Annotated in this window: 16 protein-coding genes; 9 read left to right on the top strand and 7 right to left on the bottom strand. The window is 43.4% G+C overall.

Features of this window, described 5'->3' with window-relative positions; all coding sequences use genetic code 11:
* The first annotated feature begins 695 nt into the window (after nt 1-695).
* The 7 genes from ACAX20_RS11190 to ACAX20_RS11160 all read left to right on the top strand — a co-directional run bounded on the left by ACAX20_RS11190 (nt 696) and on the right by ACAX20_RS11160 (nt 6,068).
* Nucleotides 696-1,472, top strand: coding sequence for a DUF3450 domain-containing protein (locus tag ACAX20_RS11190; protein WP_371186240.1), 777 nt, complete (start codon nt 696-698; stop codon nt 1,470-1,472).
* Complete coding sequence (locus ACAX20_RS11185) at nt 1,472-2,830, top strand: MotA/TolQ/ExbB proton channel family protein (protein ID WP_371186239.1); 1,359 nt, start codon at nt 1,472-1,474, stop codon at nt 2,828-2,830. The genes ACAX20_RS11190 and ACAX20_RS11185 overlap by 1 nt, the downstream gene beginning before the upstream one ends.
* The gene (locus ACAX20_RS11180; protein ID WP_371186237.1) at nt 2,830-3,354 is read left to right on the top strand and encodes a MotA/TolQ/ExbB proton channel family protein; all 525 of its coding nucleotides are present in this window, start codon (nt 2,830-2,832) and stop codon (nt 3,352-3,354) included. Before ACAX20_RS11185 ends, ACAX20_RS11180 begins: the two co-directional genes overlap by 1 nt.
* Before the next feature lie 12 nt (nt 3,355-3,366).
* Nucleotides 3,367-3,771 carry a biopolymer transporter ExbD gene (locus ACAX20_RS11175; protein WP_290252041.1) on the top strand — a complete coding sequence of 135 codons (405 nt, stop codon included), beginning with the start codon at nt 3,367-3,369 and terminating at the stop codon, nt 3,769-3,771.
* A 2-nt stretch (nt 3,772-3,773) separates the two neighbouring features.
* Entirely contained in the window at nt 3,774-4,400 is a 627-nt protein-coding gene (locus ACAX20_RS11170; protein WP_371186235.1) for an energy transducer TonB, read from the top strand.
* Complete coding sequence (locus ACAX20_RS11165; protein ID WP_371186234.1) at nt 4,400-5,659, top strand: tetratricopeptide repeat protein; 1,260 nt, start codon at nt 4,400-4,402, stop codon at nt 5,657-5,659. Before ACAX20_RS11170 ends, ACAX20_RS11165 begins: the two co-directional genes overlap by 1 nt.
* Nucleotides 5,660-5,789: 130 nt before the next feature.
* Nucleotides 5,790-6,068: a peptidylprolyl isomerase gene (locus ACAX20_RS11160; protein ID WP_371186233.1), complete on the top strand. Its 279-nt coding sequence runs from the start codon at nt 5,790-5,792 to the stop codon at nt 6,066-6,068.
* 14 nt (nt 6,069-6,082) lie between these two features.
* Here ACAX20_RS11160 and ACAX20_RS11155 read toward each other — a convergent pair whose 3' ends face one another.
* The 7 genes from ACAX20_RS11155 to ACAX20_RS11125 all read right to left on the bottom strand — a co-directional run bounded on the left by ACAX20_RS11155 (nt 6,083) and on the right by ACAX20_RS11125 (nt 13,365).
* Entirely contained in the window at nt 6,083-6,241 is a 159-nt protein-coding gene (locus ACAX20_RS11155) for a DUF2897 family protein (protein WP_371186232.1), read from the bottom strand.
* 302 nt (nt 6,242-6,543) lie between these two features.
* Nucleotides 6,544-7,377 carry a tryptophan synthase subunit alpha gene (trpA, locus tag ACAX20_RS11150; protein ID WP_371186231.1) on the bottom strand — a complete coding sequence of 278 codons (834 nt, stop codon included), beginning with the start codon at nt 7,375-7,377 and terminating at the stop codon, nt 6,544-6,546.
* On the bottom strand, nt 7,361-8,617 hold the full coding sequence (gene trpB / locus ACAX20_RS11145) for a tryptophan synthase subunit beta (protein WP_371186230.1): 1,257 nt from the start codon (nt 8,615-8,617) through the stop codon (nt 7,361-7,363). The genes trpA and trpB overlap by 17 nt, the downstream gene beginning before the upstream one ends.
* 15 nt (nt 8,618-8,632) lie before the next feature.
* Nucleotides 8,633-10,024, bottom strand: a complete 1,392-nt coding sequence (trpCF, locus tag ACAX20_RS11140; protein ID WP_371186229.1) for a bifunctional indole-3-glycerol-phosphate synthase TrpC/phosphoribosylanthranilate isomerase TrpF — start codon at nt 10,022-10,024, stop codon at nt 8,633-8,635.
* On the bottom strand, nt 10,017-11,021 hold the full coding sequence (gene trpD, locus ACAX20_RS11135; RefSeq protein ID WP_371186228.1) for an anthranilate phosphoribosyltransferase: 1,005 nt from the start codon (nt 11,019-11,021) through the stop codon (nt 10,017-10,019). Before trpD ends, trpCF begins: the two co-directional genes overlap by 8 nt.
* Nucleotides 11,018-11,683, bottom strand: a complete 666-nt coding sequence (locus ACAX20_RS11130; protein ID WP_371186226.1) for an aminodeoxychorismate/anthranilate synthase component II — start codon at nt 11,681-11,683, stop codon at nt 11,018-11,020. The genes trpD and ACAX20_RS11130 overlap by 4 nt, the downstream gene beginning before the upstream one ends.
* Nucleotides 11,674-13,365 carry an anthranilate synthase component 1 gene (locus tag ACAX20_RS11125; protein WP_371186224.1) on the bottom strand — a complete coding sequence of 564 codons (1,692 nt, stop codon included), beginning with the start codon at nt 13,363-13,365 and terminating at the stop codon, nt 11,674-11,676. Before ACAX20_RS11125 ends, ACAX20_RS11130 begins: the two co-directional genes overlap by 10 nt.
* A 624-nt stretch (nt 13,366-13,989) precedes the next feature.
* Here ACAX20_RS11125 and rnm point away from each other — a divergent pair.
* Both rnm and ACAX20_RS11115 read left to right on the top strand, forming a co-directional pair.
* The gene (rnm, locus tag ACAX20_RS11120; RefSeq protein ID WP_371186222.1) at nt 13,990-14,850 is read left to right on the top strand and encodes an RNase RNM; all 861 of its coding nucleotides are present in this window, start codon (nt 13,990-13,992) and stop codon (nt 14,848-14,850) included.
* Between the two features lie 9 nt (nt 14,851-14,859).
* Nucleotides 14,860-15,480, top strand: coding sequence for an L-threonylcarbamoyladenylate synthase (locus ACAX20_RS11115; RefSeq protein ID WP_371186220.1), 621 nt, complete (start codon nt 14,860-14,862; stop codon nt 15,478-15,480).
* The last annotated feature ends 7 nt before the right edge of the window (nt 15,481-15,487 follow it).

The raw sequence follows: 15,487 nt of genomic DNA, 5'->3' as shown, positions 1-15,487 counted from the left end.
GACCCAAAACTTTTCGTCACCTTTCTCTTTAATACGCTATTTATACATTTCTTTAACATTAAATTACCAGCGATTTAACCTATTTTTTTGCTTATTTATAAGTGTTTGCTACCTTTTATGGTCAGTTAGTCTAGGTTTTGGTCAAGCTTTGCACTTACAAAGAGGTTCATTGCTAATGACAAGATCGCGATTTTAGCTCGGTAGTTCCGCTGGAACAGGCAAGCGAACAATTAACGACGAATCGCGATTTATTTGCCCGCTTTTGACACGTAACGACGTACTCAAAGTTGTTACAAAAAGTATAATTTTTAAGCGTTGACTCAGACGGCTTGGTGAATTAAAAATGTTAACTGAATGCAATTTCAGTATAGTTTTTCGTAAAGCAGAGCAAAAAAAATACAATGTAAGGTTTTTTCGTACACAATAAGCCCGCTTAGCGCAAAATGATTGACATTAGGCGCTAGCTATTGTCTTATATACAGCTGTCTTTTTATGAAAAACAGAATAGTTTTGCTACTTTGCTAACGTAACGTGTCTTTGGTGTTAACTTAGGACATATTAGGTTAACACGGTGGTGTTTCTATTTTATTACAACTTAAGAGCACTGATTAGGTTACAATCGGTAACAAAATCAGATCCGCGAACCCTAGTATCGGGTTTATTGGAACAAGTTAAATAGCAATTGGTTGGGAATTATGTCCAAAATGAGCAAGAAAAGCCTAATCGCTTCAACGATTATCGGCGCCTTGGCGTTAGCCGGCAGCAACGTTGCTTCTGCTAGCAGCCTAAATGAACTTCAAAAGGTTGAAGCAGCGACAGTTAAAGCGTCTGCTAAATCGCAAGAAAAAATCAATAACATTTACACTCAGACTCAAGAATTACTTGCTGAGTACCGTACAGTTGTTGACGAAACTGAAAACCTAAAAGTATACAATGACCACATTCAACGTTTAGTTGATGACCAAAACCGTGGTATTGCATCTCTAGAGCGTCAAATCGGTACAATTCAAAACACTAAACAAGGTGTTGTTCCTCTAATGTACAAAATGATTGATTCATTAGAGCAATTCGTTGAAGCCGACATTCCTGTAAACTTAGCAGACCGTCAAGCTCGTTTAGAGCGCTTAAACGACGTTATGTCTCGTCAAGGTATCTCTGTTGCTGAGCAATTCCGTTTGGTACTTGAAGCATACGAAATTGAAACTGATTACGGTTCAATGTTCTCTGCTTACCAAGGCGACTTAGAGTTTGAAGGTCAAACTATTACCGTTGACTTCGTTCACATGGGTCGTACTGTGCTAGTAGCTCAGTCTCTTGATCTTAAAAATGCGTGGATCTGGGATCACAGCGATCGCAGCTGGAAAGCACTGGGTGATGAATACTTAAACCCAATCACTAAAGCAATTCGTATGGCTCGTAAGCAGTCTGCGCCTGACTTAGTTAAATTACCAGTATATGCAGCGGGTGAATAATGAAAAAGTTTATTAAAAGCGCAGCTATCGCTGCAACTATGGCTCTAACAGCAGGTATTGCGACAACCGCTAACGCAAACACGTTAGATGACCTATTAAAGCAAATCAAATCTGATCGTGTTTCAGAAGCTAAGCTTGATAAAAAGCGTGAAGCAGAGTTCCTTTCAGAGCGCTCTGACAAGCAAGCTTTATTGAACAAAGCGAAAGCAGACTTAGCCGCAGAAAACGCACGTAACGCACGTTTAACGAAAGCTTTTGCTGACAACGAAACAACGCTTACCAACAAAGAAGCTGAGCTAGAAGCTGCTAAAGGCGACTTAGGCGAAATGTTTGGTGTTGTTCGTCGTGCATCAGGTAACGCATACGGTCGTATCGCAACATCTGTTGTTTCTGCACAATACCCAGGTCGTGAGCAAGTTTTAGAAAAGCTAGCTAATGCGAAAGAAATCCCAGTACTTTCAGAACTAGAAGAGCTATGGTTTGCTCTACAAACTGAAATGACTGAGTCTGGTAAAGTTGCAACTTTCGATGCAGAAATCACTAACCTAGATGGTACTAAGAGCCAAGGCACGGTAACTCGTGTTGGTTCATTCAACTTAGTATCTCCAGAGATCGGTTACTTAAACTACAACGATGAGCAAGGTCTAATCCAGCCTCTAGGTAAGCAACCTGACGGCTCTATCGTTGGTACTGTTGCACCGTTTTCTGCAAACGACGCAGGTTACGCACCATTATTCCTTGACCCATCAAAAGGTCAAATTCTTAACCTAGAAACGCAAAAAGCGACTCTAGAAGAGCGTTTCCACCAAGGTGGTACCGTTGGTTACGTAATCACTGCAGTTCTTATCTTAGGTCTATTAATCGCTCTTGAGCGTTTAGTTTACTTAGGTACTGTTGGTGCGAAAATCCGCAAGCAACTTAAAAACACTGCACAACCTAAAGCAGACAACCCACTTGGTCGTATGCTAATGGTTTACAACGAAAACAAAGACATCGATGCTGAGTCTTTAGAGCTGAAACTTGATGAAGCTATCTTACGTGAAACGCCTAAAGTTGAACGTGGTATTAACATCATCAAGATTTTCGCCGCTATCGCTCCATTATTAGGTCTACTAGGTACAGTTGTTGGTATGATCGGTACGTTCCAATCAATCACTCTATACGGTACTGGTGACCCGAAAATCATGGCTGGTGATATCTCTATGGCACTTGTAACAACCGCTATGGGTCTAATCGCAGCATTACCACTAATTCTTATCCACTCAATCGTGGCAACTCGTGGTAAGCAGATTTTCCATGTTCTTGACGAGCAAAGCGCGGGTATCATTGCTGAGATCGCTGAGAAGGAGAAACAGTAATGTTATACCTGATAGAGCTTTGGGAATCTGTCAGGGAATTTATAGCCACCGGTGGTGGAGTTTTATACTTCGTTGCCGTGGCGCTCTTCTTAATGTGGATATTAATGATTGAAAAGTACTGGTTCTTAATGGCTGTGTACCCAAAAATGAAGCAAGATATTATTGCTAAGTGGGATGCTAGAACCGATACAACATCATGGTATGCTCACAGAATTAGAGATACATGGATTTCTGAAGCGACAGAGATATTAGACGCGCGTATGCTGACTATTAAAACTCTTGTTGCCATGTGTCCTCTTATTGGCCTACTAGGTACTGTAACCGGTATGATTGCAGTATTCGAAACAATGGCTACACAAGGGACAGGTAACCCACGCCTTATGGCAGACGGTATCTCAATGGCAACAATCCCGACAATGGCGGGTATGGTAGCAGCCCTTTCTGGTGTGTTCTTTAGCACCAGACTAGACGCGAAAGTAAAAATGGCGAAGGCCAAGCTAGTTGATAGCTTGCCTCATCACTAGAGAGATTTTCACATGGCACGTAAACGCATTCGTGAAGAAGAAGAAGCAGCAGTAGATATGACGCCGATGCTAGACATCGTATTCATCATGCTTATTTTCTTCATCGTAACCACTTCATTCGTGAAAGAAGCTGGTATTGATGTGCAAAAGCCGAAAGCGGCTAATGCGAGTAAAAAACCTTCAGCGAACATCTTCATTGCTGTTCGTGAAAACGGTGAAATTTGGATGGACAAGCGTGTAGTTGATGTTGAGCGTGTATCTGCAAACATTGAAAAACTACTTGCTGAACAACCAACCGATATTGTTATCATCCAAGCTGACAAAGGCGCTAAGCATGGCGTTGTTGTTAAAGTTATGGATGCAATTAAAGATGCAGGAATCGATAAGATTTCTATTGCTGCAGCAACGGGTGGTTAATTATGGTTCGCTTTTTAGTATCAATACTACTAGGCGTTGCTGTAACCTTTGGATTGTTTGTCTTTATGGCATACTTGATTTCAGGCGGTGCAAAGCGTAACGCTGATAACCAAGACAGTGTTATCATCGATATCGTCTCAGCACCACCTGAGTCAAAAGTTCAAGAGCGCAAACGTGTACCACCACCGCCACCGCCACCGCCTAAAACTCCGCCTAAGCCACAGGCTCCGGAGCCAGAGGCAAGCAACACTAACTCGGGCGTATCATTTAACGTTCCAAGCGTAGAGTTGTCTGGCACAAGTGCGGGTATGGATGCACCGGGTGCAGGTTTTGGTCGCGATGGTGAAGCTACACCAATCGTTCGTATCGAACCTAAATACCCAATTCAAGCAGCACGCGACGGTAAAGAAGGTTGGGTACAGCTACGCTTCACTATCAACGAAGTTGGTGGAGTAGAAGATGTAGAGGTTATTGCAGCAGAGCCAAAACGTATTTTCGATAAAGAAGCCAAACGCGCGCTTCGTAAGTGGAAATATAAGCCAAAAGTTGTTGATGGTAAGCCACAACGCCAACCTGGTATGACGGTTCAGCTAGACTTTAAGATGAGTCAAGAAGGAGGAGCACAGTAATGTTTAAAAAACTACTAAGCACTTCTGCTGTTATCGCATTAGTAGCGACGACAATGTCTGGTTCAGCTTATGCGTACGCGACTTGTCCAAAGGACCCTAATGCGCCAAAACCACGCACTAAGGTAATGAGTCCTAGCGTCGGCAAGAAAGTTCAGAAAGCTTTCGATGCCTACTCTGAAGAACGTATCGATGACGCAATTACAATCTTGTTGTCTGTTGAAACGAGTAAAGAGTATGACCGTGCTTACTTAGATCGCTTTATTGCTAACATGTACGCAACGAAAGGCGGTGACTTTTCGAAAAAAGCACTACCTTACCTAGCAAGTGCAACCAAAAACCAAGTGCTTAATGAAAAAGAGCACGCGGATACGGTTAAGCTTTTAGGTGACTTGCAAATGCAAGAGCAGCAGTACACAAAAGCGATCAAAACGTACGCGGATTGGATGGCATTTAGCTGTGAAGAAGACGCAAATACATACGTTAAAATCGCTAACGCTTACTACAGCTTAAAGCAGTACGATAAGATTATTGCACCAGCGAACAAAGCTATCGCATTATTCGATAAGCCAAATCAAAATCCATATATTTTGAAGTTGCAGTCGTACTACGAGCGTAAGCAGTATAAGCCTGCTGTAAAAGTACTTGAAGAAGTTGTGCAGTTGTTCCCTGAGAACAAGCAATGGTGGACGCAGTTAGGCATGTTCTACACCTTGGTAGAAGATTACAAGAAAGCTTTGTACACGCTAGATATGGCGTACAAGCAAGGCTACCTTGAAAAAGAATCTGAAATCAAAATGTTAGCAAGCTTATATGGCCAAAATGAGGTACCTTACAAGTCAGCCAAGCTACTTGAAAAGTACATTGACAGTGGCCTGATTCAGCGAACTGAACAGAACATGTTTACCATGGCGAATGCTTTCCATGCAGCTCAAGAAATTGATACTGCCGCGAAATACTTCGGTGAAACGGCGAAAATGTCGAACGATCCGAAACATTATCGTCGTCAAGGTATGCTGTTACACCAATCTGAACGTTTTAGTGAAGCAACCGCTGCATTACAAAAAGCATTAGATTTAGGTATCGAAAATAAAGGCTCTGTATACATGACGATAGCTGAAGCGTATTTCTACCAAGAGAAATACACGCAAGCAGCTAGAGCAATCGCAGAAGCTCAAAAAGATCCTAAAACGGCGAAGGCCGCTCGTGCATGGGCACAATTTATCCGTGACACGGCCGATCGTAAGAAAAAACTAGGTTAATTGATATCAAGTTAGATCCTAGTTATTTTGATAAAAAACCAGCTTCGGCTGGTTTTTTTATGTCTGAACGTTTTTGAGAATCACGTATAATAAGACATATTCCTTTTTATCAATCTGCTGAGAGGTATTTATGGCAACCGCATGTGCACGCCATATTTTGGTTAAAGACAAGGTTTTGGCTGAAAAACTAAAACAACAATTAGATAAAGGTGCTGACTTTGCTAAGTTAGCCAAGAAATATTCAACCTGTCCATCGGGAAAACGCGGTGGCGATTTAGGTGAATTTCGTAAAGGTCAAATGGTTAAAGCATTTGATGATGTGGTGTTCAAAAAAGACGTACTAAAAATTCATGGTCCAGTAAAAACGCGTTTTGGTTTTCACCTTATCCAAACCATTTATCGAAACTGATATAAGTGATAGATTTATTGTTCTTTTTCTTCATCTTTGTCTAATTGTTCATTGCGCTGTTTGATACGTTTTAACTGTTCGTCAGTTAAATTAAACTTTCGCGAACTTTTATAAATAAAATAAACGCCGCCGACGATAAATAAGATAATCGCAATACTGATAAATAAAGTCATCGAGTGTCCCCCTTGATGTCGACTAGTTTTGCTGTTGTTGCGGTATCAGATCTGCCCCATCTGATGTTCATGCTGTTACCATAAAAGGCGTTCATCATTGTTGGCTTTCTTTCTTTTGTCTAACTGCTTGATTATTTATGTGACCTAGACAGTCATCAAAGTTGGCAAAAGAGCCTAAACAGATGTGCGCCAATACGTTAGTACTATATCACGCTTATATCAATTACACATGGGCGTGCTTATAGATGTTAAGGGCTATCTAACATTAATGCGATAAGCCCTTATCGTTAGACGCAAACCGTTTAAAGCTTGGTTGCAGATTTCATTCGCTGGACAAATGATGCCAATTCAACAAGCATTCCGTTATCATCATTGAGGTTATTGGCGATAATGTTTACCACCGCACTGCCACTAATTGCCCCTTGGGCACCGCTAGATAGTGCATCTTTGACATCATCTGGTGTCGATATGCCAAAGCCTATCATAGTCGGGGGAGTGTTCAACTGTTGTAGGCGGTGAATAACGTGCTGGCTCTGGTTGCCCGACTTTACGTGTGTCCCTGTTACGCCAGCACGGCCAAGCACGTAAGTGTAGCCCGTAGAAAAGTCGGCAACCTGTTGTAAGGTTTTATCGCAAGCATTCGGTGGGGCGATAAATATTTGTGCAACACCATGCTGTTTCGCTATATCCATAAAAATTTCGCTTTCGCGCATTGGCACATCGGCGATTAATATTGAGTCGACCCCCGCTCGTTTCATATCAACATAAAATTTGTCGATACCACGCGCAAATATAATGTTGGCATAAACCAACAGGCCGATGGGAATATGTGGCGCGTACGCTCTCACTTCTTGCAGTATTTCAATGCAGTTATCGACACTTGTACCCGCCTGCAGTGCACGTAGACCGGCTTGTTGAATGGTAGGGCCATCTGCGCTCGGATCAGAATAGGGGATGCCGAGCTCTAACGCGTCAGCACCATTGTCAATTAATGTTTTAATAATACGTAACGACAGCTGTTGATGTGGGTCGCCTAAGGTGACGAAAGGAACAAACGCACCTTGTTTGTCGCTTTGTAGCTTGGCAAACATTTCCTGGTAGCGATCATCAACCTGTAAATTACTTAGTGTTGTCATTGTTCTTCTCCCGGTAGTTGTCGCCTTGTAAGATATCCATCACATGGTTTAAGTCTTTGTCACCGCGACCAGACAGGTTGACAACTATGATGGTCTCTGAGGTTGCCGATTCAGCAAGTTTTAGGGCATATGCAAGCGCATGAGATGACTCTAAAGCAGGGATGATACCTTCATTTTTAGACAAAGCCTGAAAGGCTGTTAAAGCTTCGTCGTCGTTAATAGCGACATACTCAGCTCGACCACTATCTTTTAACATCGCATGTTGTGGACCAACTCCCGGATAATCCAGGCCAGCTGAAACCGAATACGACTCGTTTATTTGGCCGTCATTATTTTGCATGATATAGGTATACGCGCCATGCAACATACCTTTACTGCCCGCGACTAACGTTGCTCCATGATGATTACTGTTAAGGCCTTTGCCGCCAGCTTCAACACCAATGAGCTTGACCGTTTCCTCTTCGATAAAGTCGTTGAACATTCCTATGGCATTAGAACCACCACCGACACAGGCAATAACGTAGTCAGGTAAACGTCCTTGCTGGGTGATTATTTGTTGTTTTGCTTCGATGCCTATCATCTTTTGAAATTCGCGAACAATGGTCGGGAAAGGGTGTGGTCCTGCAGCCGTACCAAGTAAATAATGAGCCTGCTGGTAATTCGCAGACCAATCTCTAAGTGCTTCATTGACCGCATCTTTTAAGGTCCCTGAGCCCGCTGATACTGGAATGATTTCTGCCCCCATTAAGCGCATGCGAAATACATTAGGTTGTTGCCGTTCACAATCGACTTGGCCCATATAAATTCGACACTTTAGTCCCAGTAATGAGCAGGCGATCGCTGTAGCGACACCATGTTGCCCGGCACCAGTTTCGGCAATGATCTCGGTTTTACCCATGCGTTTGGCTAGCAATGCTTGGCCGAGCACTTGGTTGGTTTTATGGGCACCACCATGCAATAAATCTTCACGTTTTAAGTAAATTTTTGCATGAGGGTTTTTCACTAGGTTACGGCATAGGGTCAGTGGTGTCGGTCGACCTGCGAAGTTGTTTAGTAAATCACTAAACTCGCGTTGAAAGTCGCTATCGCTTTGACTGTTAATAAAGGCTTGTTCAAGTTGTTCCAGTGCCGGTACTAATAACTCACCAACAAACATACCACCAAACTCACCAAAATATGAAGGTAAGTTATCGGAGTTTACTCTTGCACTTGCCTTATTCAATTGCTGTATCTTTTCCATCGTCTGTTCCTGTTATTAATACTGTCGAATGAGCGAGAACGCTTGTTTTATTTTGCTTGCATCTTTAATGCCTGGTGATACTTCAACACCCGAATTGAGATCCAGTCCCTGCATATGATATTGCTGTGCGGTAGCTATTGCCTGCACTAAGTTATCTGGATTTAAGCCACCAGCGAGCATCGTTATGGTGTTTATGTCGGCATAGTTTGCAAGTTGCTGCCAATCAAATGATATGCCACTGCCCCCTTGTGGGCTGTCAAACAAATATACATCGGCACCATCAGGTACCGCTGTGAGGTGAGCATCAATGCCAATCGCCTTACTGACATAAATGTGATTATGTAACCGCTGCTTTAACTCGTGAATATAATCGCTGTCTTCATCGCCATGTAATTGCACAACTGACAGATTAAGCAGGTTAGCTATGGCTGCGACTTCGTTAATTTGTTGATTTTTAAATACGCCGACGTAATCGACATGTTGTGACAAACGCTTGGCAACTTGCTGTTGGATCAGCATCGCCTGTTCAGGGCTGATATAGCGTGGCGATTGCTGAGTAAATATCAGACCGCAATAGACTGCGCCATGCTCAATAGCACAAATAACATCGTCACTGCGGGTTAAACCACAAATTTTATGCAAGCCAAAAACTAATTTACGACAAGCTAGATCGATATCACCTTGGGCCATCAGCGAACTGCCCACTAGAAAACCATTAACGAGTGGGGCAAGCTGTCTCACTTGCTTATTGGTATAGATCCCTGACTCCGAGATCACTAATCGATCATTAGGAATTAATTTGGCCAGTTTTTGTGTGGTATCTAAGTTAGTGGTTAAATCGCGCAGGTTACGGTTGTTGATACCGATTAATTTGGCGCCTAAGTTAATCGCTCGTATAGTTTCTTGTTGATTAGACACCTCCGTTAAAATGGCCATATTGTAGCGCTTGGCAACATTCGCTAATTGTTGATATTGCTTATCATCAAGTACACTGAGCATCAATAACACTGCATCCGCGCCATAATATCTGGCGAGGTGTACTTGGTACTCATCAATAAAAAAGTCTTTATTCAATACCGGGCAGGTAACTTGATCACGCACATAACGTAAGTATTTGTGATCCCCTTGAAAGTATTTCGCATCGGTTAATACTGAGATGGCCGCCGCATACTGCTGATATACCGAAGCAATGTATTCGAGATCAAAGTTGTCACGAATTAACCCCTTTGATGGCGAGGCTTTCTTACACTCTAAAATAAACGCGGTGGATTGCTCCTTGATGGCGGCATATAAATCGCGGTTCGATGGTTGCAACTTATCGATAAAGGCAGTTAACGGCCGTTGTCGCTGCATTGCGGTAACTTCAATACGCTTATTGGCGACGATTTGCTCAAGAATATTAACCATGACTCACCTCCGCAAGCGTACGTAAACACTGAGCCGCTTTACCGGTGCGCAACACGTGTCGCGCTAGCTCGATAGCATCGATCAGGTTACTGGCTTTATTGGCAAGGTAAAGTAATGCAGCGCTATTTATCAGCACGGCATCACGGTGCGCAGCTTGGCCTTTGCCTTCTAACACGGCCATACAGTCCTTGGCATTTTGTTGCGGGTCACCGCCTTTTATGGCCGATAGTGGATAGCTAGGCAAGCCTACATCGCTCGGTTGTAAGCGTTTTTCATATAATTGACCATCTTTTATTTCGATAATATCGGTACTGTCATGAATAGCAATTTCATCAAGGCCTGCACCATAGACAACCCATGCACGTTGAACACCGGTTAGCCTTAATGCTTGAGCCATTGGTTTAAGTAATGACTTGTCGTAAACGCCTACGAGCATAACTTGTGGCGCAGCGGGGTTCACTAAAGGCCCGAGGATATTGAAAATGGTACGTACCCCTAATTGCTTGCGAATAGGCGCAACATGTTTGAAGGCAGCGTGATAATGTGGGGCAAATAAAAAACAGATACCTGCGCTATTTAAGCAATCAAGGGCCGTCTCAGGCGACATGGTTAAGTTAACGCCTAAGGCTTCTAATAAGTCCGCAGAGCCCGATTTACTCGATACATTGCGGTTACCATGTTTAGCTACATGCAAACCACAAGCACCAGCAACAATCGCTGCTGTGGTAGAAATATTAATGGTGTGATGACCATCACCGCCAGTACCTACACAATCCACTAAGGTATGTGAGTGTTCGGGAAATGGCTTTGCGGCATGGCGAACCGCTAACGCTGCGCCGGCGATTTCTTCCGGGGTTTCTCCTTTGATGCGCATTGCCGTTAATAAACCCGCTATCATGGAGGGTTCTAGCTCACCTGCCAATAGTTGTTCAAATAACTGATAGCTTTGTTGTTGGTTTAATGACTGACCTTCAATGACGCGTTGCAATCTGTTCATGCTTGTTCCTCAGTAGTTTGGATATTACGAGCTTGGCGGTTTGCAGTGTTCAGCGCTAAGGGCTCTGCCACGTGGGATGTCGTGAGCAGATAATCCAAACTTTGCTGCATCAAAACGCTACCGTTCGAGGTTAATAGCGATTCAGGATGAAATTGCAGTCCGAGAACACGATATGTTTCGCTACAAACAGCCATCGGCATCGACTGATATTCGGCAATAATTGATAATTGACTCGGTACTTCACTGGCGATCAACGAATGATAACGGGCCACAGGCAAAGGTGATTTTAACCCTTGGAATGGCGCATGTTGTTGATGCTGAATGTTTGACGCCTTGCCATGGACAATGCTTTCAGCGCGAGAAATACGACCACCAAAATATTGAACCAATGCTTGGTGACCAAGGCAGATCCCTAAAATAGGGAACGTACCAACACACAAGTCAATCAGCTCCATCATACAGCCCGCTTGTTCTGGTGAGCCGGGACCAGGTGACAAAACTAAAACGACCGAACCTGATTGTTGTTGCATTTGTTGATAAATAAACGTCGCATCAACGGTATTACGGTAAATTATCGGCTCACAGTCGAGCCTCTTAAATTCATCAACCAAGTTATAGGTAAATGAGTCGAGGTTATCGAGCATAAATAAGGTTACTGACATGCTGACGGCTCCTTTATTGACGCGGGTTGTGTTTCGATATCGGCATGACGATGCTTATCAGCAGCTAACTCACCATTAAAATTCGCGTTAGCGATTTCAATTGCGGTGATCACCGCTTGTGCTTTTTGTCTGGTTTCATCAGCTTCTGCTTGTGGGATGGAGTCATGCACCACCCCTGCACCCGCTTGAATAATCGCTTGCTGATCTTTGACAAACGCACTGCGGATAACGATACACGTGTCCATATCGCCATCACCGGTTAAATAACCTACGGCACCGCCATAGCTACCTCGACGTTTACCTTCAATTTGACGAATAAGCTCTGTCGCTTTTACTTTCGGTGCACCGCTTAGAGTACCCATGTTCATGCAGGCTTGATATGCATGCAGCGCATCAAGCTGTGGCTGTAATGTACCAAGAACCCGAGAGACTAAGTGCATTACATGAGAATAGCGGTCGACGTTGAGCAGCTCAGCAACGTGGCGACTGCCACCAATACTGACTCTGGCGATATCGTTCCGCGCCAAGTCCACCAGCATTAAGTGTTCGGCTTTTTCTTTTTCATCATTACGCAGCTCCAGTTCAATTCGACCATCAAGATCCGCACTGTACGTTCCTTGGCGGGTAAAACCTCTTGGTCTAGTACCGGCAATCGGGTAAAGCTCGACTTGACGTGTGGTACTTGCAAATTTCAATGCCGACTCTGGGCTGGCGCCAAATAATTGAAAGTCGGCATCCTTTAGAAAGAACATATATGGGCTGGGGTTGGTTTGTTTCAGCGCTTGATAGGCAAGCAAAGGGTCATGGCATGGTAAGTTAAAGCTTCTTGATGGTACTACTTGGAATATATCACCAGCGCGGATATGCTCTTGCAGTGTACTTACATGTTGGCAAAACTGTTGATCAGAGACATCCTCCTTAACGCCCGATTGACGTCGAGTCTTAAGATCAATATCGATGCTCTGATGTGACTTTTCACACTCGTATTGCAGTGTTGCGAGGGCAATTTTACCGTTAAGCGCATTGCGTTCATCGTGCTCAGCCGAGGTGTAAAAACGGTTATGGACAAGCTGAGTTGATTGTTGTTTATGGTCGATAACAATCAAGGATTCAGCCAGATAAAATACAAAATCAGGGCAGGTATTATCGCCATCGTCGACATCCGGCAATTGTTCGCTTATCGAAATTAAATCAAAAGCAAAGCAACCACCAAGAAAAACCGAGAAGGGGTGTGTTTCACCAACAATATTTTGCAGACAGCGCAGTACTTCAAGGGGGGTTACGCTAAGCAGTCGAGACATTTCGTCGGTCGCGTGTAATGTTGCATTAAAGCTGACGACTAACTTATCAGCGTGTTTGCTCACAGTCAGCAGCTGCGCTTGACTGTGATGTTTTAATTGTTGGATGATATGCTCAATGACCGCCCAGCCACTGGAATTTAGTGGTGTTACCGTCACTAGATTGGCGTCGCAACGGACTTTTAGGTTGGCTTGAGCAAGAATAATCGATTTCAATGCGCGTTTGTTATCGACCTCTGCAGACTCGAGCAGTAAAGAGTGGGCCTTGTCGCGACTTAAATGGCGATACAGCGATAAAGGATCTGATTGATATGGTGCTGTTAAAGTGCTGGTAACAACCTTAAGTGATGGCGTGATATCTGTATTGTTCTGTTGTGCTGTCATAGTTGACCTCAAATCGTGAAAATCTCATTGTTGTTTGTCTTACGTTTTGTGTTTGATGCCACCAAATAAACCAAGTTTTTACTAAATATTTCATCATCTTTCTTTAATCTTTATGTTGAGGCTAAGCCTGTTATAGAAAAGAATGCTAGTAACGTCGGCCTTCGCTATTTGTTTTTACTACTGCGAGCAGAGCTGTCTGACTCACAAATATTCATTCACTTTGTTTGCGATATATGCTGCCAGCTTGCTTGGCTTGTCAGCAGAATTACATCCTTATACAAGCTCTTCCTTGCGCCCTCCATAACTCGTCAGCATAAGTACATCCATGTACAAAAAAACCCGCTAAAGAGCGGGTTTTGTGACGATATAGATACAACGAAACACACAACCCACTTATGTCAGGTTATGCCACCACCAAATGTTAGTCATTGCGATATTGTGTTTCTTCATTGTTGTACTTGCCGTTTCTAATCTATTTGTATCTGCCTTTTAACCAGCGTCTAAGCATTGCCTAAAGGCGTACGTATCGCGCCAGTCATTTATACCTGTCATTTACTGTGGATTGCACGTAAAATAGGCTTTCTTATAGAAAAAACGAATTTGCTCATGAAGTCAACAGAAGAGATGAAAAAAAATTCTCACGATCACCGCTCAATTAGGGTCGATTTGCATTCGCATACGACCTGCTCCGATGGTGCTTTGTCGCCACAAGAGCTGGTATTTAGGGCTTCCAACTTTCAAATTGAGCAACTTGCAATCACCGACCATGACACCATAAGCGCCTACCCTATAGCGAAAAGTTATATAGAAGAGCAACAATTAGCATTGCGTTTAATTAGTGGTATTGAAATATCGACGATGTGGAATAACTTTGAAATCCATATCGTTGGTTTAAATGTCGATGTTGATAATCCAAGTTTACTGGCGTTGATAGCGCAACAGCAACACGCTCGTGAACAGCGGGCGGTGCTGATGGCGAACAAGCTCGCCAAAGCCGGTTTTGCCGATTGCGATATACACGCGAAGCAATATGCCCAAGGCGGCACGATTACTCGTGCGCATTTTGCGCGAGTGTTACTTGAACGAGGGGCTGTCAGTTCGATGCAAAAGGCTTTTGATAAGTACATAGGTAAAGGTCAGCGTGCCTATGTTAAGCCGTTATGGTGCGATATTGCCAAAGCCGTTGCGACTATTCATGCCGCCGGTGGTAAAGCCGTTATTGCTCATCCAATGAAGTATGACTTGTCAACCAAATGGCTAAGGCGCTTAATTGTTGATTTTAAAGACGTAAACGGTGATGCTATGGAAGTTGCTTCGCCACAAATGAATGATCAGCAACGACAATTATTACTGCAATTATGCAATGAATATCAATTACAGGCGTCGGTTGGTTCTGATTTTCATGCGCCAGGGCGCTGGACGGAATTAGGCCGTCATTTACAGCTGGACAGCGAAGTACCACGGGTGTGGCAGCACTGGAATTAAGGAAAGAGCATGAGTCAGTTTTTCTATATTCACCCTGATAACCCACAACCGCGTTTATTAAAACAAGCGGTTGAAATCATTCGTCAAGGTGGTGTCATCGTATATCCAACCGATTCAGGCTATGCGTTAGGTTGCCATTTAGGCGATAAAAAAGCGTTAGATAGGATTTGTCGTATCAGAGATATCGATAAAGATCACAACTTTACTCTGGTTTGTCGTGACTTATCGCAGTTGTCTGAATATGCCCGAGTCGATAATGCTAACTTTCGACTATTGAAAAATAATACCCCAGGTCCTTATACCTTCATTTTTAAAGGCACCAAAGAGGTACCGCGTAGGTTATTAAACCCAAAAAAGAAAACTATTGGTATTCGTATTCCGGATAATAAAATTGCCCAAGACCTATTAGCGGAGCTTGGCGAGCCGTTGATGTCGACCTCATTAATTTTACCGGGTAGTGTGCAAGCGGAATTCGACCCTGAGATTATCCGCGACACATTAACCAAACAGGTTGAGTTGATACTCAATGGTGGCTACTTAAGTGAGCGACCGACCACGGTCGTTGATTTTAGCGAGGGCTATGCAGAAATTATTCGACTTGGTGAAGGCGATCCACAACCGTTTAGCTAATCATCTA

Origin of the sequence: Thalassotalea sp. Sam97 (genome assembly GCF_041379765.1) — a bacterium.
In the GTDB taxonomy this organism is placed as follows: Bacteria; Pseudomonadota; Gammaproteobacteria; order Enterobacterales; family Alteromonadaceae; genus Thalassotalea_A; species Thalassotalea_A maritima.
The sequence above is the reverse complement of the archived record's forward strand: the minus strand, read 5'-3'. Positions and strand labels throughout refer to the sequence as shown.

What these genes read in the sequence shown, in the direction of transcription:
- ACAX20_RS11190 (WP_371186240.1), top strand. Translation starts at nt 696, where the DNA reads ATGTCCAAAATGAGCAAGAAAAGCCTAATCGCTTCAACGATTATCGGC.
- ACAX20_RS11185 (WP_371186239.1), top strand. Translation starts at nt 1,472, where the DNA reads ATGAAAAAGTTTATTAAAAGCGCAGCTATCGCTGCAACTATGGCTCTA.
- ACAX20_RS11180 (WP_371186237.1), top strand. Translation starts at nt 2,830, where the DNA reads ATGTTATACCTGATAGAGCTTTGGGAATCTGTCAGGGAATTTATAGCC.
- ACAX20_RS11175 (WP_290252041.1), top strand. Translation starts at nt 3,367, where the DNA reads ATGGCACGTAAACGCATTCGTGAAGAAGAAGAAGCAGCAGTAGATATG.
- ACAX20_RS11170 (WP_371186235.1), top strand. Translation starts at nt 3,774, where the DNA reads ATGGTTCGCTTTTTAGTATCAATACTACTAGGCGTTGCTGTAACCTTT.
- ACAX20_RS11165 (WP_371186234.1), top strand. Translation starts at nt 4,400, where the DNA reads ATGTTTAAAAAACTACTAAGCACTTCTGCTGTTATCGCATTAGTAGCG.
- ACAX20_RS11160 (WP_371186233.1), top strand. Translation starts at nt 5,790, where the DNA reads ATGGCAACCGCATGTGCACGCCATATTTTGGTTAAAGACAAGGTTTTG.
- ACAX20_RS11155 (WP_371186232.1), bottom strand. Translation starts at nt 6,241, where the DNA reads ATGACTTTATTTATCAGTATTGCGATTATCTTATTTATCGTCGGCGGC.
- trpA (WP_371186231.1), bottom strand. Translation starts at nt 7,377, where the DNA reads ATGACAACACTAAGTAATTTACAGGTTGATGATCGCTACCAGGAAATG.
- trpB (WP_371186230.1), bottom strand. Translation starts at nt 8,617, where the DNA reads ATGGAAAAGATACAGCAATTGAATAAGGCAAGTGCAAGAGTAAACTCC.
- trpCF (WP_371186229.1), bottom strand. Translation starts at nt 10,024, where the DNA reads ATGGTTAATATTCTTGAGCAAATCGTCGCCAATAAGCGTATTGAAGTT.
- trpD (WP_371186228.1), bottom strand. Translation starts at nt 11,021, where the DNA reads ATGAACAGATTGCAACGCGTCATTGAAGGTCAGTCATTAAACCAACAA.
- ACAX20_RS11130 (WP_371186226.1), bottom strand. Translation starts at nt 11,683, where the DNA reads ATGTCAGTAACCTTATTTATGCTCGATAACCTCGACTCATTTACCTAT.
- ACAX20_RS11125 (WP_371186224.1), bottom strand. Translation starts at nt 13,365, where the DNA reads ATGACAGCACAACAGAACAATACAGATATCACGCCATCACTTAAGGTT.
- rnm (WP_371186222.1), top strand. Translation starts at nt 13,990, where the DNA reads ATGAAAAAAAATTCTCACGATCACCGCTCAATTAGGGTCGATTTGCAT.
- ACAX20_RS11115 (WP_371186220.1), top strand. Translation starts at nt 14,860, where the DNA reads ATGAGTCAGTTTTTCTATATTCACCCTGATAACCCACAACCGCGTTTA.